This window comes from Solicola gregarius, assembly GCF_025790165.1.
GTDB classification, from domain to species: Bacteria; Actinomycetota; Actinomycetes; order Propionibacteriales; family Nocardioidaceae; genus Solicola; species Solicola gregarius.
Genome location: NZ_CP094970.1, coordinates 2042567 through 2062514 on the forward strand (window position 1 = coordinate 2042567; position 19948 = coordinate 2062514).

17 protein-coding genes and 1 pseudogene are annotated in these 19948 nt (G+C 68.0%); 10 read left to right on the forward strand and 8 right to left on the reverse strand.

From position 1 onward, the window contains the following. The first annotated feature begins 155 nt into the window (after positions 1-155). The 4 genes from L0C25_RS10135 to L0C25_RS10150 all read left to right on the forward strand — a co-directional run bounded on the left by L0C25_RS10135 (position 156) and on the right by L0C25_RS10150 (position 5461). Positions 156-1988, forward strand: coding sequence for a Xaa-Pro dipeptidyl-peptidase (locus L0C25_RS10135; RefSeq protein ID WP_271636371.1), 1833 nt, complete (start codon positions 156-158; stop codon positions 1986-1988). A 174-nt stretch (positions 1989-2162) separates the two neighbouring features. Then, entirely contained in the window at positions 2163-3062 is a 900-nt protein-coding gene (locus L0C25_RS10140) for an AurF N-oxygenase family protein (protein ID WP_271636372.1), read from the forward strand. Further along, positions 3062-4552 (forward strand): FAD-dependent oxidoreductase, encoded by a 1491-nt coding sequence (locus L0C25_RS10145; RefSeq protein ID WP_271636373.1) that lies wholly within the window; start codon positions 3062-3064, stop codon positions 4550-4552. Before L0C25_RS10140 ends, L0C25_RS10145 begins: the two co-directional genes overlap by 1 nt. A gap of 45 nt (positions 4553-4597) precedes the next feature. Continuing rightward, complete coding sequence (locus L0C25_RS10150; protein WP_271636374.1) at positions 4598-5461, forward strand: TIGR03619 family F420-dependent LLM class oxidoreductase; 864 nt, start codon at positions 4598-4600, stop codon at positions 5459-5461. A gap of 93 nt (positions 5462-5554) precedes the next feature. Here L0C25_RS10150 and L0C25_RS10155 read toward each other — a convergent pair whose 3' ends face one another. Beyond that, positions 5555-7459: a CocE/NonD family hydrolase gene (locus L0C25_RS10155; protein WP_271636375.1), complete on the reverse strand. Its 1905-nt coding sequence runs from the start codon at positions 7457-7459 to the stop codon at positions 5555-5557. A 114-nt stretch (positions 7460-7573) separates the two neighbouring features. Here L0C25_RS10155 and glyA point away from each other — a divergent pair, with 114 nt between their 5' ends. The 3 genes from glyA to L0C25_RS10170 are packed head-to-tail and all read left to right on the forward strand — an operon-like array spanning position 7574 to position 10013. After that, positions 7574-8863 carry a serine hydroxymethyltransferase gene (glyA, locus tag L0C25_RS10160; RefSeq protein WP_271636376.1) on the forward strand — a complete coding sequence of 430 codons (1290 nt, stop codon included), beginning with the start codon at positions 7574-7576 and terminating at the stop codon, positions 8861-8863. 23 nt (positions 8864-8886) lie between these two features. Further along, entirely contained in the window at positions 8887-9660 is a 774-nt protein-coding gene (locus L0C25_RS10165; protein ID WP_271636377.1) for an SURF1 family protein, read from the forward strand. Positions 9661-9665: 5 nt separating this feature from the next. Continuing rightward, positions 9666-10013 (forward strand): DUF3817 domain-containing protein, encoded by a 348-nt coding sequence (locus L0C25_RS10170; RefSeq protein WP_271636378.1) that lies wholly within the window; start codon positions 9666-9668, stop codon positions 10011-10013. A 15-nt stretch (positions 10014-10028) separates the two neighbouring features. Here L0C25_RS10170 and L0C25_RS10175 read toward each other — a convergent pair whose 3' ends face one another. Further along, positions 10029-10571, reverse strand: coding sequence for a hypothetical protein (locus L0C25_RS10175; RefSeq protein WP_271636379.1), 543 nt, complete (start codon positions 10569-10571; stop codon positions 10029-10031). 165 nt (positions 10572-10736) lie between these two features. Between L0C25_RS10175 and L0C25_RS10180 the strand changes: the two genes are divergently transcribed. After that, positions 10737-11261, forward strand: coding sequence for a peptidylprolyl isomerase (locus L0C25_RS10180; protein WP_271636380.1), 525 nt, complete (start codon positions 10737-10739; stop codon positions 11259-11261). Continuing rightward, complete coding sequence (locus L0C25_RS10185) at positions 11261-12142, forward strand: rhomboid family intramembrane serine protease (RefSeq protein ID WP_271636381.1); 882 nt, start codon at positions 11261-11263, stop codon at positions 12140-12142. The genes L0C25_RS10180 and L0C25_RS10185 overlap by 1 nt, the downstream gene beginning before the upstream one ends. Positions 12143-12331: 189 nt before the next feature. Here L0C25_RS10185 and L0C25_RS10190 read toward each other — a convergent pair whose 3' ends face one another. Continuing rightward, a complete protein-coding gene (locus L0C25_RS10190) occupies positions 12332-12907 on the reverse strand; it encodes a cell division protein CrgA (RefSeq protein ID WP_271636382.1) in 576 nt (191 codons plus the stop codon). A gap of 96 nt (positions 12908-13003) precedes the next feature. On the opposite strand from L0C25_RS10190, the gene L0C25_RS10195 reads away from it, so the two are divergent. Then, positions 13004-13744, forward strand: a complete 741-nt coding sequence (locus L0C25_RS10195; RefSeq protein WP_271636383.1) for a DUF881 domain-containing protein — start codon at positions 13004-13006, stop codon at positions 13742-13744. Here the strand turns inward: L0C25_RS10195 and pknB are convergent, their stop codons facing one another. From pknB to L0C25_RS10220, 5 genes and pseudogenes are all read right to left on the reverse strand, one after another. Further along, entirely contained in the window at positions 13745-15634 is a 1890-nt protein-coding gene (gene pknB, locus L0C25_RS10200) for a Stk1 family PASTA domain-containing Ser/Thr kinase (RefSeq protein ID WP_271636384.1), read from the reverse strand. Between the two features lie 54 nt (positions 15635-15688). Then, complete coding sequence (locus L0C25_RS10205; protein WP_333908582.1) at positions 15689-16117, reverse strand: penicillin-binding transpeptidase domain-containing protein; 429 nt, start codon at positions 16115-16117, stop codon at positions 15689-15691. 67 nt (positions 16118-16184) lie between these two features. After that, positions 16185-17171 (reverse strand): annotated as a pseudogene (locus L0C25_RS23975) (penicillin-binding transpeptidase domain-containing protein); the annotation flags it as partial. After that, positions 17168-18535, reverse strand: a complete 1368-nt coding sequence (locus tag L0C25_RS10215) for an FtsW/RodA/SpoVE family cell cycle protein (protein ID WP_271636386.1) — start codon at positions 18533-18535, stop codon at positions 17168-17170. The gene L0C25_RS10215 and the pseudogene L0C25_RS23975, both read right to left, overlap by 4 nt. Beyond that, complete coding sequence (locus tag L0C25_RS10220) at positions 18532-19944, reverse strand: PP2C family protein-serine/threonine phosphatase (protein ID WP_271636387.1); 1413 nt, start codon at positions 19942-19944, stop codon at positions 18532-18534. The genes L0C25_RS10215 and L0C25_RS10220 overlap by 4 nt, the downstream gene beginning before the upstream one ends. Positions 19945-19948 lie beyond the last annotated feature (4 nt).

A 19948-nucleotide genomic window follows, 5' to 3' on the forward strand; every position in this document is an offset into this window, starting at 1 on the left:
TCCGCTCAATCTATGCCCGACTCGCGAGTAGCGCTCCCCTCAGATTCGCGATGGACTCGGCGACGGCCTATTACAGGTTGACGCGGGCGCTCATTAGCGGTCAGATGTGGCGTACGCGCCTGGGGCCGGCGTCACCGTCGAGTGGAGGGCGATTCGTGTTCAGAACATCCAACCGCGCCAGGGGCCTGGTGGTCGGCGCATCCGCCGCCGTGCTCGCGGCCGGCGTACTCAGTAGCCAGGCAGGCGGCGCGTCCGCCGACACCGACTTCGAGGGCCCGGTGTTCGAGGACGGCATGAGCCAGCCGGTCTTCGACGACAACCCGGACGACTGGATCCGCCAGGAGCTGTGGGTCGAGACGGGTTTCGACAGCGACGGCGACGGCGCTCGCGACCGTGTCCACGTGAGCCTGGCACGACCGGCCGAGACCGAGTCGGCGGACGTACAGGTGCCGGTGATCTACGAGGACAGCCCCTACTACGCGGGCATCGGCCCGGCCGAGAACTGGGGCGTCGACCATCCGCTCGGTGATCCGCCCGCGACCCGCCCCGTCACCCCGCCGTGGGACGCGCGCGACACGAGCCCGATCATCTCGACCGGCTACGAGTCGACGTGGATCCCCCGCGGGTACGCCGTGGTCCACTCCGAGTCGCCGGGCACCGGGTTGTCCGACGGCTGCCCGACCTCGGGCGGTCCGAACGAGTCGCTCGCACCCAAGGCGGTCATCGACTGGCTGAACGGGCGCGCGCAGGCGTACGCCGGGCAGGACTCCGACGAGACCGTGCCGGCCCCCGGCTGGACGACCGGCAAGGTCGGCATGACCGGCACGTCGTACAACGGCACGTTGCCGGAGGGGGTCGCGACGACGGGAGTCGAGGGACTCGAGGCGATCATTCCCGTATCGGCGATCAGCTCCTGGTACGACTACTACCGCGCCAACGGCGCCGTGCGCGCACCCGGCGGCTACCAGGGCGAGGACACCGACGTGCTCGCGGACGCGGTCTACTCGCGGTCCGATCGCGAGATCTGTCAGCCGGTGATCGACAAGCTCGCCGCCGAGCAGGACCGAGCGACCGGCGACTACAGCCGCTACTGGGCCAACCGCGACTACATGCGCGATGTCGACAACGTGCACGCCGCAACGCTGGTGGCGCACGGGCTGAACGATTGGAACGTGATGGCGAAGAACGCCGCGCGGTTCTACCGCGCCGTCGAGCGCAACCACGTGCCGCACCAGATCTACCTGCACCAGGGCGGGCACGGTGGGGCGCCGCCCGACGACATGATGAACCGCTGGTTCACCCGGTTCCTCTACGGCGTCGACAACGGCGTCGAGAAGGCGCCGCACGCGTACGTCGTGCGCGAGGGCGACGACCGCGGCGATCCGACCGCGTACGCGGACTTCCCGGATCCCAAGGCGGATGACGTTCGGTTGCGTACAACTCCCGGTGGTCGGACGCAGGGCGGCCTGACGACGCGCTCGCATGGGCCGGGCAAGCACGAGTCGCTCGTCGACGATGCGAGTATCCAGGCGCAGACACTGGTCGACGCCGCCACGTCGGAGCACCGTCTCGCGTACCTGACGAAGCGGACCGACGAGGACGTGCGCATCAGCGGCACCCCGACCGTGCGCCTGCGGGCGGCGTTCAGCGAGAAGCGAGCGAACCTGACGGCGTTACTGGTGCAGTACAACGCCGATGGGTCGGCGACGATCCTGACGCGTGGGTGGATGGATCCGCGAAACCGGCGCTCGGACCGTTCCGAGATCCCGCTGCGTCCCGGCCGATCGGCGATGCTGCGCTTCGACCTGCAGCCCAAGGACTCCGTGATCCCGGCGGGCTCGCGCGTCGGACTCGTGGTGATGTCCAGCGACAACGAGTTCACCATTCGGCCGCCGGCCGGCACGAAGTTGACGCTCGACACCCGCTCGAGCCGGCTGAACCTGCCGGTCGTGGGCGGGAACCACGCCTGGCGGAACGCGTTGCGCTAGTCACCAACTCGCCGAGGTACGGATTCCCGCCAATAGAACCATCCGCATTGGCAGGAAGCCGTACTTCGGCGTGACTCACGCGAGGTGGCCGTGGGTGCCTCCGGTTGCGATTGCTATATGACATCGATCATGTAACATGATGTCTGACGAGTAACCGTCGGAACGGAGATGCCCATGACCAGCACAGCCGCACGCGAAGAGTCCGAGCACGCGACCACCCAGCGGCTGCTCGAGTCGTCGGCGACCCTGTCGTACGACCCCGCCACCGAGGTCGACTGGGACACTCCCCTCGACACCGGCGACCACGGCGCGAGCCCCGAGTGGAGCACGCTCTACGGCACCTCGTACTGGGACGAGATGACCGACGAACAGCGGCGCGAGCTCACCCGGCAGGAGGCCGCCTCGGTCGCGAGTACGGGCATCTGGTTCGAGATGATCCTGCAGCAGATGATGCTGCGCGACTTCTACGCAAAGGATCCGACCGACCCCGACTTCCAGTGGGCGCTCACCGAGATCGCCGACGAGTGCCGGCACTCGATCATGTTCGCCCGCGGTGCCGAGAAGCTGCGCGCGCCCGCATACCGGCCGAAGCGCCACGTCGTCGAGCTCGGTCGCGCGTTCAAGACCATCGCCGCGGGCGAGACGGCGTACGCGGCGATCCTCGTCGCCGAGGAGGTCCTCGACGTGATGCAGCGCGACTGGATGCGCGACGAGCGGATCGCGCCGTTCGTGCGCACGATCAACAACATCCACGTGATCGAGGAGTCGCGGCACATGAAGTTCGCCCGCGAAGAGGTACGCGAGCGGATGGCAGGCACCGGTTGGTTGCGTCGCCAGGTGGGTGCCGTGGTGACCGCCATCGCGTCGTACTTCATCGTCACCAGCATGGTGAACGACAAGGTGTACGAGCGCGCCGGACTCGACAAGTCGCGCGCGCTGCGTGAGGCGAGGGCCAACGAGCATCACAAGTCGCAGATGCGCTCGAGCTGCTCGGGCCTGATGGACTTCCTGGCGTCGGTCGGGCTGCTGACCAAGCCCGCGCAGTTCTTCTACAAACGCGCCAACCTGCTCTGATGCCGTACGCGATCACCCAGGAGTGTTGCAGCGATGCAACCTGCGTGTCGGTGTGTCCGGTCAACTGCATCCACCCGACACCGGACGAGCCCGACTTCGGCACGACCGAGATGCTGTACGTCGACCCGCGTTCGTGCATCGACTGTGGCGCTTGCGCGGATGCGTGCCCCGTCGATGCGGTCATGCCGATCGACATGCTCACCGCGTCCCTGCGCGAGTACGCCGATGTCAACGCCGCGTACTACGAAGACGCGCCGGCGCTGCGCACGGATGTCGAGCCCAACTTCCATGAGTGGGCACCGGTCGCGTTCAAGCGGAGCCTGCCGTCGGACTTCGGTCCATTACGGGTGGCGATCGTCGGCACCGGCCCGGCCGGTATGTATGCGGCCGAAGACCTCTTGCTGCACACGAATGCCAAGGTCTCGCTGATCGACCGGCTGCCGGTCGCGGGCGGACTCGTCCGGTTCGGTGTCGCCCCCGACCACCCGTCGACGAAGGGGATCTCGTCGACGTTCGAGCGGTATCGCAACCACCCGCGCACCACGCTGTATCTCGGACTCGAGGTGGGGCGGGAGATCACCCATGAGGAACTGGCAGCGCACCACGACGCGGTGATCTATGCGGTGGGTGCGTCCGCCGACCGGCGTCTCGGCGTGCCGGGTGAGGACGTGCCCGGATCCCTTGCTGCGCGTACGTTCGTGGCTTGGTACAACCGTCACCCGGACGTCTCCCCTGACGCGATCGACCTGTCGGCCGAGCGGATCGTCGTCATCGGCACGGGCAACGTCGCGCTCGACGTGGCGCGGATCCTGACTACCGATCCCGGCACGCTCGCGGGCACCGACATCGCACCCCACGCGCTGCAGGCGCTGCGGGCGAGCAAGGTACGCGAGGTGGTGCTGCTCGGGCGCCGCGGACCCGAGCACGCGGCGTACACGACGCCAGAGTTGCGGGCCCTTCGGCAGGGTGTCGAGGTCGTCGTCGACGGTCATGACGCAACAATCGTCGATGCGATCGCCGTCGCAGCCGACGGCGACAAGGCCGGCGTGCTGCGTGGTCTCGACACCAGTCGAGTCGATTGGACCGCCCCGCCGCCACCGGGCCGGCGGATCGTGTTGCGCTTCGAGAGCACGCAGACGGAGATCCTCGGCGATCAACAGGTACGCGCCGTGCGTACGTCTGATGGGTCCGAGATCCCCGCGGGAATGGTGCTACGCGCCATCGGCTATCGCGGACAACCCGTTAGGGACCTGCCCTTCGACGAGGAGACGGCGACCGTCCCCGGCGACGCCGGCCGGGTCGCAGGGGTGCCCGGCACGTACGTCGTCGGCTGGATCAAGCGTGGCCCGTCCGGCGGCATCGGCGCCAACCGCAGGTGCGCAGAGGAGACGGTCGGCAGCCTGCTCGCCGACGCGGTCGACGGCCGGCTCGCCCCACCGAAGCATGGTCGTCGCTCCTTCGACAGCCTCGCCCGCCGCCGATCGAGCTGAACCGAGGCGGGAATACGCGGCGCCGCCGAACGGGTTTTCGTCGGCATGAAGTTCGCTCTCTCCTGGAACACCGCGTACTACGGCACCGGCGCCGACCAAATGTCGGCGATCGCCCAGCACGCGGAGGGTCTCGGGTTCGAGGCGATCTACGTACCCGAGCACATCGCGTTGAGCGCGCGTCCCGAGCCTGCACAGCTCGCGCTTCCGGCCGATACGGAGGTCGTGGACCCGCTCGGTGCGCTGGCCTACCTCGCGGCTACGACGGAGCGGATCCTCCTCGGCACGGGCGTCCTGCTGCTCCCCTACCACCACCCGGTGACCCTTGCGAAGCAGCTGGCAACCATCGATCTGCTGTCCAAAGGACGGTTGCGGCTCGTGACGATCGGGCTCGGCACTGTGCCGGCGGAGGCGGCGGCATTCGGCGTCGATTACGCGGCGCGTGGTCGCGTCGCGGACGACGCGATGGATGCGCTCCGCCTGCTGTGGGCCGGCGACCGTGACGGTGTTTCGCACGACGGTGAGTTCTACTCGTTCGACTCGCTCACCAGCTTCCCCAAGCCGTATCAGGCCGACGGAGTGCCGCTCCACGTCGGCGGTTCGAGCCGTGCCGCGGCTCGTCGCGCCGGAGCGAGGGGCAGCGGCTGGTTCCCGGGCGGGCGGCTGAGCCTGCCGCAGCGTGCCGAGCTGTGGCAGCTTGTCCAGGACACCGCGGCTGCCGCAGGACGCAGCCTCGACGGGTTCGACCACACCCGCTGGGGCACCATCGACATGACCACTGATGACGTCGCCGCACGAGCCGAGCAAGGTGTCACCCGCCTGGTGGTCGCGCCCACCGGATCTACGGTCGATGAACAGCGAGCCGAGCTCTCGGCATTCGCGCAGCGGCATCGCCTCGTGGCATCGTCCTGACCTGACTCCACCGTGAGCGGGACGTTCGAGCGGAGACACGCCGGCGTGTCGCACTCGAACGTCCGGCCCAGTGGGCGGGGAGCCCCGGTTAGCTCAGCGGGGGATGATCACGTCCTCCTGCTCGGCGAGCACTCGCTGCGGTACGACCTTCGGCACCAGGCTCTTGCCCGGCCGCAGCTTCGGCAGCTTGCCGTCGATCGGCAGGCGCAGCACGCTGTCGCGCAGGCTGACGGCGTACTCGGTGGCCGCATCGTCGACCGTGACGACCCAGTCGTGCGAAGCGCCGACGACGGCCAGGCCGATCCGGTGGCCCTTGGGCACTCGTACGTCGTTCGCCGTGAGGGTGACCGTCACGCGCTGCTGGTCGCCCTCGTTGAGCCGTGCCCATCCGCGCGACAGGACCTGCAGGGGCGTACGCCCCACGGTCTTCGCGACGTCGGTGTAGCAGGCGTCGTCCGCCGGTGTCGCCGCTCCCCAGCACGACTCGGTGTCGAGGTTGTGTACGCCGCCGTTCGCGTCGACGACCCGCCGCGAGGGCCCGTAGTCGACGAGCGCGACTCCGACCTGACCCGTCTCGGCCGCATGCGCGATGTCGAGCCGGACCTCGGCCGAACCGGACAGGCGTACGGCGCGGCCCAGCCGACCGGTCGTGAACAGCAGACGGTGGGGGTTGTTGCCAGCCGTGATGGCGTCGGACTCGTCCTGTTGCGGATCGTTGACGAACTCCGCCGTTGCGTCGCTGTGCCTGCCCTTCACCAACGAGCCGTTGCGTTGCGGACGCAGCTTCACCGTTCGCTTCGAGACCGGCCAGTCCGGCGAGCTGACCCACTTGTCCGGCGCCACCTCTGCGCGTACGGCGGGTTCGCGGTCGATGCCGTTGTCGACGCCCATCAGCTCGTGGTCGAACCAGCGATGGAGGGTATCGACCCACTGCTTGCGCGCGGAGTCGAACGGATCGGTGTGTCCGACCCGGGTCAGCCACATCTTCCGCTCGACGCCGTTCTCGCCGAGGTCGTCCCACCAGCGGGAGAAGTTGGGAGTCTTGACGTTGAAGTCCTGCAGGCCATGGGCGATGAAGACACTCGCCGTGACGTTGGCCGCATTGCGGTCGGCGCCCTCACGGTAGTCGCGGTCGGCCCAGAAGTCCGTGTAGTCGCCGGTCTCGTCGCCGTCGTTCGCGGCCATCTCGTCGAGCCGTGGTGAGCAGTCGATGTCCTCGGAACGATCGCCCTCGACGTACGACGAGAGGTAGGTCGGATAGTCGTACGAGAACGGCAGACCCTGATATCGCGTGTAGTCGTACCAGGAGCTGATCGCCGCGATCGGCACGATCGTCTCGAGCCCCTCGACGCCCGTCGCGGCGACGCCGTTGGCGAGCGTGCCGTCGTAGCTCTTGCCGATCATGCCGACCTTGCCGTCGGACCAGCCGGCGCTCACCTCGTTGCCGTCTCTGTCGACCGCTCTGCCACGACCGTTCAGCCAGTCGATCACCGCCTTGACCGACAAGATGTCGGAGTCGGCACCCTCGTCGGTGCAGCCGGTCGAGCGCGAGGTGCCCGCCATGTCGACGGCGACGTAGCCGTACCCGCGCGGCACGAAGTAGTTGTCGTAGTACAGCGGGAACTTCTCCGGCCCGCCGCGCGCGTTGTAGAGCTTGAGCTCGGACTCGTTCCCGCGTCCGCAGCACGAGTAGTACGGGCTGGCGTCCATCACCACCGGGATCTGTGCCTCGCCGTTCAGTTCGCGCGGCCGAATGATGTCGGCGGCGACCCGGTCGGGCTCGCCGTTGCCGTCGAGGTCGGGCGCCTCGACCCAGACGGTCTCGCGGATGGCGTCGGCATAGTCGTACTGCGGTTCGGTCGGCGCCGGAGCAGGCGCGGTACGCACTGCGTGGCTCTTGGTCGAAGCGGACGGTGGGGTCGATGCGTCGACGGGCGCCCCGAGAAGCCCGATCGCGAGTGGGACAGCGGCAATGACGGTGAGTACGCGTCTCAGCACAGGGATCGCCTCTTTTGAGATGTGGTGGCCAGCAGTGTTACGGCCCTAGCTCGGCAAGATACCCTCTTTTCGGGATCCCGACAGCCTTCGAAAACGCACGCAGCGAGGTAGCACATGACGCAGAGCCCCACCCACAACCAGTCGCTCGGCGAGTTCGATCCCGAGGTCGCCGCCGCGCTCGACGCCGAGCTGGACCGTCAGCAGAGCACGCTCGAGATGATCGCGTCGGAGAACTTCGCGCCGGTCGCGTCCTTGCAGGCGCAGGGCAGCGTACTCACCAACAAGTACGCGGAGGGTTATCCCGGCAAGCGGTACTACGGGGGCTGCGAGTTCGTCGACGTCGTCGAGAACATCGCGATCGACCGGCTCAAGGCGCTGTTCGGCGCGTCGTACGCGAACGTCCAGCCACACTCCGGTGCGACCGCCAACGCCGCGGCCATGCACGCGCTGATCAGCGCCGGCGACACGATCCTCGGCCTCGACCTCGCGCACGGCGGCCACCTGACGCACGGCATGCGGATCAACTTCTCCGGCAAGCTCTACAACGTCGTGCCCTACCACGTACGTGCGGCCGATCACGTGCTCGACATGGACGAGGTCCGCTCCCTCGCGCTCGAGCACAAGCCGTCGATGATCATCGCCGGCTGGTCGGCGTACCCGCGGCAGATCGACTTCGCGGCGTTCCGCGAGATCGCCGACGAGGCGGGGTCGCGGCTGATGGTCGATATGGCGCACTTCGCCGGACTCGTCGCCGCCGGGCTGCACCCGAGCCCGCTGCCGTACGCGGATGTCGTCACGACGACTACGCACAAGACGCTCGGCGGGCCGCGCGGTGGCGCTCTGCTGACCAATGACGACGAGGTCGCGAAGAAGCTCCGCTCGGCGGTGTTCCCCGGTCAGCAGGGTGGTCCGCTGGAGCATGTGATCGCGGCGAAGGCGGTCGCCTTCAAGATGGCCGCTCAGGACGACTTCAAGGAGCGCCAACAGCGCACGATCGACGGCGCCAAGCTGCTCGCCGAGCGCCTCACCGGCGACGATATGCGCAAGGTCGGTGTCACGGTGCTCACCGGCGGCACCGACGTACACCTCGTGCTCGTCGACCTGCGCAAGTCGGAGCTGAACGGTCAGCAGGCCGAGGATCGACTGCACGAGATCGGCATCACCGTGAACCGCAACGCCGTGCCGTTCGATCCGCGACCGCCGATGGTCACATCGGGTCTGCGCATCGGCACCCCCGCACTCGCGACCCGTGGCTTCGGCGCCGAGGAGTTCACCGAGGTCGCCGACATCATCGCGGAAGCGCTGCACCCCGATCTCGCGGACACCTCGCGGCTGCGCGCCCGCGTCGACGCGCTGACCGCGAAGTTCCCGCTCTACCCCGATGTGCCGCGGTTCGCGTCCTGAGCACGCAGACACCGCCACCGCCCGTGCGTGACGACGCCCCCGAGCAGTCGTCACTACGGGTGCTGCTACGCCCGCCGATGCTCGGCCTGCACGCGCTCGGCGTCGTCGCAGTCGTGTTCACGATCGTGATGGGCCTGTGGCAGCTGGGGGTGTACGACACCCGGCAGGAGCACGAGCGCGCCGACAAGCAGGACGTACCGACCGTGCCGCTCGACGAGGCGCTCGGCCCCGACGACGCCTTCTCGGGCTCGGCGAACCATCGTCCCGTCGAGGTCACCGGGACGTTCGCACCCGCCGACGAGCAGGTGTGGGTCTCGGGCCGCAGTCTCGACGGTGAGGACGGCTACTGGCTGCTCGCGCCACTCGTCGTACGCGACACCGAGGCGCTGCTCGTCGTACGCGGATGGTCGCCGACCAACGATCGGCTGCCGGCGCCACCGTCGGGCGCGACGACGATCGACGCGGTGCTGCAGTTCGGTGAGGACGTCGGTGCGCCGCTCGGCGCCGATCGTACGACCGACACCGTCCGGATCCCCGCACTCGCCAACGAGCTGCCGTACGACCTGTACTCGGGCTACGCGATCCAGACGGAGCCGGCGCCGGGCGCCGGGCTCGAGACGGTGCCGCCGCCCGATCCGGACGTCTCGTGGTCGGTCGGCCTGCGCAACCTGGTGTACGCCGTGCAGTGGTGGGTGTTCGGCGCGTTCGCGGTCTTCATGTGGGTGCGGATGTGCCGCGACGTCGTACGCGACGCACGCGGCCGCCGTGGGGACGACGGTCAGGGCCGCGTAATCTGAGGAGCGTGCAAGCTGCTCTTCTTCGCTACCGCGTGATGGCCAATATCGTCGGCGTACTGCTGATCGTGCTGATCCTGATCGGCGTCCCGCTGAAGTACCTCGCGTCGGACGGCTCGTCGGCGCAGGACGCGGGCGAGTTCATCACGACGTACCTCGGCATCGCACACGGCTGGCTGTACATGATCTTCCTGATCATGGCGGCGCTGCTGGCCCGCGCGGCGCGCTGGACGATTCCGTTCACGATCGTCACGCTGCTCTGCGGCACGATCCCGGTGGTCAGCTTCAGGGCCGAAAGGCGCGCAACCAGGCATACGCGGTCGCTCATCGCCGAAGAGGCGCAAGCGACCGCGTAAGACGACCCGGTTGGGTCAGGAGGCCGGACCGGTGGTCTCGGTGCTCTCGGTCGACGCACTCGCGCTCGAGTCAGACTCGGGCGCCGGAGTCGGCCGCGGTGCCGGCGGCGGAACGGGTGCCCCACCCTGCGACTCCTTGACCTTCTTCGCCACAACTCCGGCAACCGCGCCGAGGCCGAGAACGATCAGTAGCTTCTTCAACTTGCTGCCCTTCTTCTTTTTCCTCTTGCCATCCGACTCATCGGCCGCTTCGGCCGCTTCGGTGTCGACCTCTCCTGCGTCGTCCGACTCGTTGTCGGCGAGCATCGCCTTGCCGAGAGCGGTGAGCTCCTCGCGTACGGCCTCAACGGCGGCCGCGGCCGCATCGCGCGCTTCCTCCGCCTTTGGCCCGATCTTCTCGGCGGCCTTGTCGCTCAGCTCCGATGCCTTGTCGCCGAGCTCGGATGCCTTGTCGGCTGCCTTGTCGCCCAGGTCGGATGCCTTGTCTGCTGCCTTGTCACCGAGTTCGGCGGCCTGCTCCTTGACCGCGTCGGCCTTGGACTTCTTGCGACGTAGCATGCTGTCCTCCTCTGGTGCGCCGTGGTCGGCGCAGCGGTCGACGTTTACCCACCGTACCCATATCCGGCGCCCAGTCTAAGAGGTGTCCGCCACACTCGGTGACCGAATTGTGCGGCATGGCAGGATTCAGTTGACCAAGTGAGTACCCATCCGAGAGGACATCTCGTGGCCGAGGACATCTACGCGACGCTCAAGACCAACCGGGGCGACGTCGTGATCAAGCTCTTCCCCAACCATGCGCCGAAGACGGTCGACAATTTCGTCGGACTGGCGGGGGGCACCCGTGAATGGCGCGACCCCGAGACCGGCGCGCCGAGTACGAACCGCTTCTACGACGGCCTGGGATTCCACCGGATCATCGACGGCTTCATGATCCAGGGCGGCTGCCCCTTGGGCACAGGGACCGGCGGCCCGGGCTACACCTTCGCCGACGAGTTCCACCCGGAGCTGGCGTTCGACCGTCCGTACCTGCTCGCGATGGCCAACGCGGGCCCGGGTACGAACGGCTCGCAGTTCTTCGTGACGGTCGGCGTGCAGCCGCATCTGACCAACCGGCACACGATCTTCGGCGAGGTCGAGGGCGACGACAGCCGCGCCGTGGTCGACGCCATCGGCACCACCGAGACCGACCGCGGCGACCGCCCGGTCGAGCCGGTCATCATCGAGCGAGTCGAGATCGAGCGCCGATAGTGTCCCAACCCGCCGACGCCGCGCCGCCGTACTGCTACCGGCATCCGGACCGCGAGACGTACATCAAATGCCAGCGGTGCGGGCGGCCGATCTGCCCCGACTGCATGCGCCAGGCGTCGGTGGGTTTTCAGTGCCCGGAGTGTGTCGCCGAGGGAGCTCGCAGCGTACGCCAGTCGCGTACGGTCGCCGGCGGTCTCGCGCCCGCTCAGGTCGGCATCGTCTCGTACGTGCTGATCGGCATCAACGTCGTGGCGTTTCTCGCACAGCTCGTGACGGGGGGCAACGATGGCACGGTCACCCACTGGGGCGCGATGCTCACCGAGTCCGCGTGGGCGCGCGAGAACGGCGAGGTCGTCGAGCTGACCGGTGTCGAGGACGGCGGCTGGTGGCGGATCGTCACCTCGGGGTTCCTGCACTTCGGGTTCATCCACATCATGTTCAACATGTACGCGCTGTACCTGTTCGGCCCGATGCTGGAGCGGATGCTCGGGTACGTGCGGTTCATCGCGATGTACATGACCTCGTTGGTGGCCGGGTCGCTGTTCGTGTACCTGTTCGCCGATCCGCGTACGCTCACCGCGGGCGCCTCGGGCGCCATCTTCGGACTGCTCGGCTGCACGCTGGTGCTGTTCCTCAAGCACGGCTACGACGTGCGGGTGCTGCTCGGACTCCTCGCGATCAACGCCTTCATCACGTTCGCGTTCGGCGGGATCAGCTGGCAGGCGCACCTCGGCGGCTTCGTCGCCGGTGTGCTCTGCGGCGGTGCGCTCGGATTCGCCCCGCGGCAGGGCCGTACGTACGTCCAGGTCGCCGCCTTCGCGGTGCTGTGGATCGCGATCGCCGCGGGCTTCGTCCTGCGTACAGGGCAGCTCACCGCCTGAGCTCGCGAGCAAAGAGACATTTGTTATGCCCTGGCGTGACAAATGTCTATTTGTCGCGGCGACCTTAGTACGCGATCGGGGCAAGGTCGGTAGCGGCCGCCCGGGCTCGCGCCGGAAGGCGACGGAGTTATCCCCACTGGGGATAACTCCTGTGGATAATTACACGCGTGTCATTCCGTACGCGGGCGGCTATTCCCACTTCATGCTGAAGCCGAACGCGGCGACGATGAACGCCATGCCGACGACGAGGTTCCAGTCGCCGAGGTCGCTCATCAGCGGGATCGGGTTGTCGCGGTTGGCGAACACGTAGTAGAGGACGATCCACAGCAGGCCGATCGCGGCGCAGGCGAGCATCGCGGGAGCGGCCCACCGGTTGCCGATCTTCTGCGGCTTGACCGGACGCGTCGAGCGGGTCTTCGCCTCCCCCTCGGCGGCGCGGGCGGGGTTGCCCGACCGCGATGCCTTGCCCGTCGGGACGGGCTTGTCGCGGCGCCGGTCGTCCGACTCGTCGTCCTCTTCGTCGGCGTCCGTCGGCTCGTCGTCGAGGTCCGCGTCCGTCGGCTCGTCGTCGAGGTCCACGTCGTCCTCGGCCGGCCCGTCGAGCTCGCCTTCGGCTGCGGGCGCCTCGTCGGGCGCGTCATCCTCGACGGCGTCGTCGGCCGCGTCGCTCGCCTCGGTGTCCGCGGCATCGACATCGATGTCTTCCGGCTCACCAGACGACGCGGTCTCGTCTCGCTCGTCGTCGTGGTTCTTCGGATCGGTCACGCGGAACACCTCATACGGGAACACCAGGGCATGGAACGTCGGATAGCGTAGTAGACACGCGCACACCGACCTCCCTGCGACCCCTCCGGAGCCTTCATGTCAGAGTCCGCCAAACCGCCACGGCGGCACCGGCGTACGTCCTGGCGACTCGCGGTGCCGCTGGTAACGGTGTTCGCGGGCGGGTTGTTCGTGACCAGTGCGATCAGCTCCGACGGCACCGACCTGCGCTCCGAGAACTCCGACGTCGACCAGCTGGTCCGCGAGCGGGCAGCGAACGTCGAAGAGCTTCGCGACGAGGTCAGCGGCGTACGCGAGGCCAACCGCGAGCTGGCGAACTCCGTCGACCAGCAGTCCGTCGTCAAGCAACGCGAGAATGCCGAAGACCTGATGCCGACAACGGGTTTCACCGAGGTGGTCGGGCCGGGCATGCGAATCGCCCTCGACGACGCGCCGCGGGAGAGCGACTCCGACGACGTCGACCCCAACCTGCTCGTCGTGCACCAGCAGGACATCCAGGCGTTCGTCAACGCGCTCTGGGCGAGCGGCGCCGAGGCCATCAGCCTGCAGGGGCAGCGGCTGATCAGCACCACCGGCATCAAGTGCGTCGGCAACACCGTCGTCCTCGATGGCGTGCCGTACGCACCGCCGTACGTGATCGAGGCGGTCGGTGACGTCACGGAGATGGAGAACGCGCTCAACGCGGCCAATGCGGTCAACGTGTACAAGGACTACGTCGAGAAGTACGACCTCGGCCTCACCCAAGAGGTCAAGACCGAGATCGAGATCCCGGCGTACCGCAACACTCCCGATCTGCAGTACGCCGAGCCCGTGGCCTGATCAGTCGATCAGGCCGAACGGCCATTCGCCCGGCAGTCCGCGCTGCGTCGTACCGCCGTTGCTCGGTGGCTCCGACCCGTCGTCGTTCCCGTTTCCCTCGTTGCCATTGCCGTTTCCGTTGCCTTCGTTACCGGAATCGTCCTCTTCGGCGTTCTCACCCGTGGAGACCATGATGGACAACGGTTCCTCGGGGTCGACGTACGAGCCCGGCGCCGGATCGACCGCAGTGATGACGCCGGCCTCCTCCGTGGACTCCGGGTCGTCGGTCACCTCGACGTTGTCCGGGTCGAAGCCCTGCCGATCCAGAATCCTCAGCGCGGGGTCGATCTTCCTGCCGACGAGGCCGGGTGGGATCCGATCGTAGCCGGCGGAGTAGTAGACCGTGATCTGCGTGTCGGGCGCCAGGTCGGCCCCCTTCCCGCCGGGGACGATCTTGATCACCAGATCCGGGTCGAGTGACGATTCGGTCTGACGCTTCGGCGTGACATTCGGGAACCCGGCGTCGTTGATCTCCTGAACGACCTCGTCCACGGGCTTACCTGTGAGACCGGTAGGCATCGCAATCTTCTTCTCGCCCTTGCTGATGGTCAGGTCGACCTGCTCGCCCTCGTCGATCTCCTCACCCTCGCCGGGGTCGGAGGTGATGACCTGGCCCTTGTCGAACTCGTCGCTGTACTCGCGCGGCGTGTTGCCCACCTCGAGGTCGGCGTTCTCCAACTTGTTCGTGGCGACCTTCAAGGGTTGACCCTGCATACCGGTCGGAACGGTGGTCGTCGTCGGCCCTTCGCTCCCCCCGCCGCCGTTGAGCTCGTCGCGGAGCGCGTACGCAGCGCCGCCGATGATCGCGAGCACCAGCAGGATGACCAGGATCCACGGCCACTTGCGACGCTTGCGCTGCTCCTCGTACGGCTCCTGCGGCGGCGGCACGGCGGCCGGAATCGTGGAGGTGGCGTCCTGCTGCTGTGTCATCGGCATCGCCGCGACCGGCGTGGTCACGGTGGGCCCGGCGACGTCGAGGCCGGCGAGGACGCGCTCGATGTCGGCGCGCATCTCGGCGGCGCTCTGGTAGCGGTCCTCGGTGCGCTTGGTGAGCGCCTTGAGCACCACGGCGTCCATCGCCGGCGTGACCTCGGGGTTGAACTGCGACGGCGCGGGCGGCTCCTCGCGTACGTGCTGGTACGCAACCGAGACGGGGCTGTCGCCGACGAACGGCGGGCGACCCGTGAGCAGCTCGAACAGCAGGCAGCCGGTCGAGTAGATGTCGCTACGCGCGTCGACCTGCTCGCCGCGCGCCTGCTCGGGCGAGAGGTACTGGGCGGTGCCGACGACCGCGGCCGTCTGCGTCATCGCCGACGACGAGTCGGCGATGGCGCGGGCGATGCCGAAGTCCATCACCTTGACCTGGCCGGACGGCGTCAGCATCACGTTGGCCGGCTTGATGTCGCGGTGCACGATGCCCGCACGGTGGCTGTAGTCGAGCGCGCCGAGGATGTCGGCGGTGATGTCGAGTGCTCGCTGCGGCAGGATCTTGCGGTCCTGACGCAGAACCTCCCGCAGCGTCTGGCCCTCGACGAGCTCCATCACGATGAACGGCACGCCCTGGCCGTCGGGCCCGATCTCCTCGCCGGTGTCGTACACCGCGACGATCGACGGGTGGTTCAGCGACGCCGCCGACTGTGCCTCGCGGCGGAACCGCGCCTGGAACGTCGGGTCGCTCGCCAGGTCGTTGCGAAGACGCTTGATCGCGACCGTACGACCGAGGCGCAGGTCGCGGCCGACGCGTACGTCGGCCATGCCTCCGCGCCCGAGCAGTCCCCCGACCTCGTACCGGTCGCCGAGGCGACCGACCTGATCGGCTCCCATCGGGGGGCCCTGGGGTGGTTCAGTCATCGGTGCGTCCATCCATCGTTTCGTGATTCGTGCGTACGTCTGCAGGCATGGTGATCATTGGTCGAGCACCGCCCGCATGACGCTATTGGCGATAGGCCCGGCGATTCCGTTGCCCGTGACATCGCCGCCCCAGTCCAGTGGCGGGTCGGCCATCACCGCGACCGCGACCTGTGGGTCGTCGGCGGGGGCGAATGCGACGAACCAGGAGTACGGTGCCTCGCCCTCGCCGCGCTGGGCGGTGCCCGTCTTCGCCGCGACGTCGACCCCGCTGATCTGGCCGCTCGTCGCTGTACCTTCATTGGCGGTATCGACGAGCATGCCTTGCAGCTCCTTGGCGTCGCCCTCCGACATCGCGGGCTGGTTGTCGATCGGATGCGGGTCGGCCTTGTCGAGGGTGTCGAAGTCGGGCGAGCGCACCTCGTCGACGATGTACGGTTCCATCACCTCGCCGTCGTTCGCGACTCCGGCGGCCACCATCGCCATCTGTAGGGGGGGTCGCGGCGACGTTCTCCTGGCCGATGCCGGACTTGGCGAGCAGGTCCTCGTTCTCGCTCATGTCAGGTGCTCCCTCGACAGTGACCCGGCTTGCTTGGGTGGACAGACCGTCCAGGTAGTCCTGACCGAAGCCGAACTTCTCCGCCTGCTCTTCGAGGGCGTCCTCGCCCTCCTTGACGGCCAGCCAGCCGAAGCTGGTGTTGCACGAGTTCATCAATGCTGTGCGCAGATCGGTCTCGTTCCCGCCTGCGCAGGTGCCCTCCGACTCGTTCGGCATCTCGTAGCCGTTGACCTCGAAGGTCTGGCCACCGAACACGGTGCTGTCGGGGTTCATGTCGAGCTCGCCGAGTGCGGCAGCCGCTGTCACCAACTTGAACGTGGAGCCCGGCGGCACGGTTTCGGTTGCTGCGCGGTTCTCCATCGGCCGCGTCTTGTCGTCGAGCAGCCGCTCGTACGCCTTCTGCGACGCATCCAGATCATGCGTTGCGATCTGGTTCGGGTCGAACGACGGACGATTCACCATCGCGAGCACGGCACCGGTCTGCGGGTCCAGCGCAACCACGGAACCTTTGAATCCCGAGTCGAGCCCCATCAAGCCCTCTTGCGCGACCTTCTGCGCCTTCGGGTCGATCGTCAGCGAGACGCTGCCGCCCTGGGGCTGCTCGTTGCCGACCAGGTCGACGACCCGGTTGACGAACAGCCGGTCGTCATCGCCGGACAGGATGTCGTTCTGCGAGTGCTCGAGTGCGCTGCTGCCGTAGGTGTAGGAGTAGAACCCGGTCAGGTGGGCGTACAGGTACGGCGACGGGTACGTGCGCTGGAACTCGTACTCGTCGTCGGACTCGGTGCTCCGTGCGATCGGGTCGCCATCGACGAGGATCGGGCCGCGGTCGCGGGAGAACTGCTCGTCGAGCACGCGCCGGTTGCCGGCGCGGTCGTTGAGGTCGTCGGCCTGCACGAACTGCAGGTAGTTGGCGTTCACCAGCAGCGCCAGGAACAGCAGTAGACATCCGATCGAGAGGATGCGGATCGGTCGGTTCATTTCAGCTTCACCACCTGCGTTGCGTCGTCCTCGTCCAGCGGCGTCACGGCAGGAGCCGGCCGGCGGCTCTGGTCGCTGATCCGCAGCAGCAGTGCGATCATCGCCCAGTTGACGACGATCGATGAGCCGCCGTACGCCAGGAACGGCGTGGTCAGACCGGTCAGCGGGATGAGCCGGGTCGCGCCGCCGATGACGACGAAGATCTGCAGCGCGAACGCGATGGCAAGACCCGTCGCGAGCAGCTTGCCGAACGCGTCGCGGCACACCAGTGCGACCCGCAGGCCACGCTCCACGATGATCCCGTAGACGAGGATGATCGCCATCAGGCCGGTCAGCCCGATCTCCTCACCGAGCGATGCCGAGATCATGTCGGAGTACGCGTACGGCGTGAGGTTGGGATCGCCCTGGCCGAGGCCACGGCCCAGCAGACCGCCCCACGCCATGCCGAACATGCCCTGCTGGATCTGGTAGAAGCTGTCGTCGGAGAACGGGTCGAGCCAGCCGTCGATACGGGTCTGGACGTGTCCGAACGTCAGGTAGGCGAAGTACGCGCCGGCGACGAAGATCGAGCCGCCCACGACGAGCCAGCCGGGACGCTGCGTCGCGACGTACAGCATCACCAGGAACAGTCCGAAGAACAGCAGCGACGAGCCCAGGTCGCGCTGGAAGACGAGGATGCCGAGGCTGAGCACCCAGGCGACCAGGATCGGCCCGAGGTCGCGGCCGCGCGGGAAGTCGATGCCGGCGAAGCGCTTACCGGCCAGCGCCAGCGCATCGCGGTTGACCACCAGGTAGCCGGCGAAGAAGATGACGAGACAGACCTTGGCGAGCTCACCCGGCTGGAAGCCCATCGGCCCGATCTTGATCCAGATCCGGGCGCCGTTGATCTGCTGGCCGATGCCGGGCAGCAGGGGCAACAGCAGAAGCACCAGCGCGGCGAGGCCGAAGGTGTACGTGAGTGCCTGCAGCCGGCGATGATCGGGGATCAGGATCAGCACGGCGAGGAAGCCGATCAGGCCGACCAGCGTCCAGATCAGCTGCTGGTTGGCGAGCGTGCTGTCGCGCTCGAGGTCGATCCGGTAGATCATCGCCAGGCCGAGACCGTTCAGCATGACGACGCACGGCAGCAGCACCGGGTCGGCGTACGGCGCGAACCTGCGGACCATCAGGTGCGTAGCGACGGCGAGCACGATCATCGAGCCGCCGAGCTTGTAGACGTCGGCGGGAATCGTGCCTTCGACGCCGAGTCCGACGGCGCAGTACGCGCCGATGCCGATGACGAGGGCGAGCCCGAGCAGGAACAGCTCGGCACCGCGGCGTTTTCGCGGTACGAACGCGGGTGTCTGGGTGGCGGTCGCGCTCACTGGCGGCCACCCCCACCCTTGCGGGGCGACTTGTTCCTGCCGTTCTTGTTGTCGCCGTCCTTGTTCTTGTTGTCGCCCTTGCCGTCGCCGCTCTTGTCGGTGTTCTTGCTCGTCGTCGTCTCGTCGGAGCCGCTGCCCTCGCACTCCTCATCGGTCGCGTCGGGGTCGGCGCACCGCTCGGCCTGGTCGCGCAGGTTGTCGACGACGTTCTGGGCGGCCTCGTAGCTGTTGGCGTCGACGGCGTCGCGTACCTGCTCCTGGCTGTACGGGGGCAGGCTGTCGACCTTGATGTCGGTGGTCTCCTGGACGTCGCTCAGATCGAGCCCGGGCATCTCCTGGGGCACACCGCGGTAGATGGCGACATAGCCGTCGGAATCGGCGACGTAGTACTGGTCCTGCGACCAGTCGTAGGCGAGCTTGCCGATCAGCGCGAGGATGGCGAGGACGACGGCGAGACCGATGATGCGCTTGAGCCAGCGAAATCGACGCGGCGCCTGCGGTGCGTACCGAATCTCCTCGGGGTCGACCGGGGTGCCGCCGCCGGCGGGATGCCCGTCACGCTCGCCCTTGGCGTCGGTTCCGACCGCACCCATCGTCGAGGTGTGCGTTGCGCGCGCCCGCGGCTGCTCCGAGGCGGCGCCGACGAGCATCGCCTGGGTGCCCGTCGCGGACGGAGGCTGATCGACCGGGCTCTCGGGATCGACCACCTCGCCGATCACACAGGTGATGTTGTCGGTGCCACCGGCGTCGAGCGCCAGGCGTACGAGGTCGACGGCGGCGAGCTCGATCGTCGAGCTGGCGAGGATCTCGCCGATCTTGGGGTCGTCGACCATACCGGAGAGGCCGTCGCTGCAGATCAGGTAGCGGTCACCGACGCGTGGTTCCAGCCGGGTGAGGTCGGGATCACAGTCGTCGCGGCCGAGGAGTACGCGCAGGATGACGGATCGATGCGGATGGGTGCGGGCCTCGTCCTCGCTGATCCGGCCCTCGTCGACGAGACTCTGCACGAACGTGTGGTCGTCGGTGAGCTGCGTGAGCAGGCCGTCGCGCAGGCGGTACGCGCGCGAGTCGCCGATGTGGGCCATCGCGATGCCGTCGGCGTCGAACAGCAGCGCGGTGAGCGTCGTGCCCATGCCCTCGACGGTGGAGTCGTCCTCGATGATCTCGGCGAGGCGGTCGTTGGCGCGGTGCACGGCACCCGCGAGGGCCTCGAGACCGTCGCCTTCGAGCGGCTTGTCGAGACGGGTCATGACGTGCATGACCTCGCTGGACGCGAGGTCGCCCGCGGCAGCGCCGCCCATGCCGTCGGCGACGATCAGCAGGCGCTCGCTGGCGTACCCGGAGTCCTGGTTGACCGTGCGTACGCGGCCGACGTCGGACACGGCGACGTACCGGAGTTCGTGGGCCATGGGT

Bases quoted from the DNA above. Each gene is read 5' to 3' on its own strand.
- L0C25_RS10140 (WP_271636372.1), top strand. From the start codon at position 2,163: ATGACCAGCACAGCCGCACGCGAAGAGTCCGAGCACGCGACCACCCAG.
- L0C25_RS10145 (WP_271636373.1), top strand. From the start codon at position 3,062: ATGCCGTACGCGATCACCCAGGAGTGTTGCAGCGATGCAACCTGCGTG.
- L0C25_RS10150 (WP_271636374.1), top strand. From the start codon at position 4,598: ATGAAGTTCGCTCTCTCCTGGAACACCGCGTACTACGGCACCGGCGCC.
- glyA (WP_271636376.1), top strand. From the start codon at position 7,574: ATGACGCAGAGCCCCACCCACAACCAGTCGCTCGGCGAGTTCGATCCC.
- L0C25_RS10175 (WP_271636379.1), bottom strand. From the start codon at position 10,571: ATGCTACGTCGCAAGAAGTCCAAGGCCGACGCGGTCAAGGAGCAGGCC.
- L0C25_RS10195 (WP_271636383.1), top strand. From the start codon at position 13,004: ATGTCAGAGTCCGCCAAACCGCCACGGCGGCACCGGCGTACGTCCTGG.
- pknB (WP_271636384.1), bottom strand. From the start codon at position 15,634: ATGACTGAACCACCCCAGGGCCCCCCGATGGGAGCCGATCAGGTCGGT.
- L0C25_RS10205 (WP_333908582.1), bottom strand. From the start codon at position 16,117: ATGGCGATGGTGGCCGCCGGAGTCGCGAACGACGGCGAGGTGATGGAA.
- L0C25_RS10220 (WP_271636387.1), bottom strand. From the start codon at position 19,944: ATGGCCCACGAACTCCGGTACGTCGCCGTGTCCGACGTCGGCCGCGTA.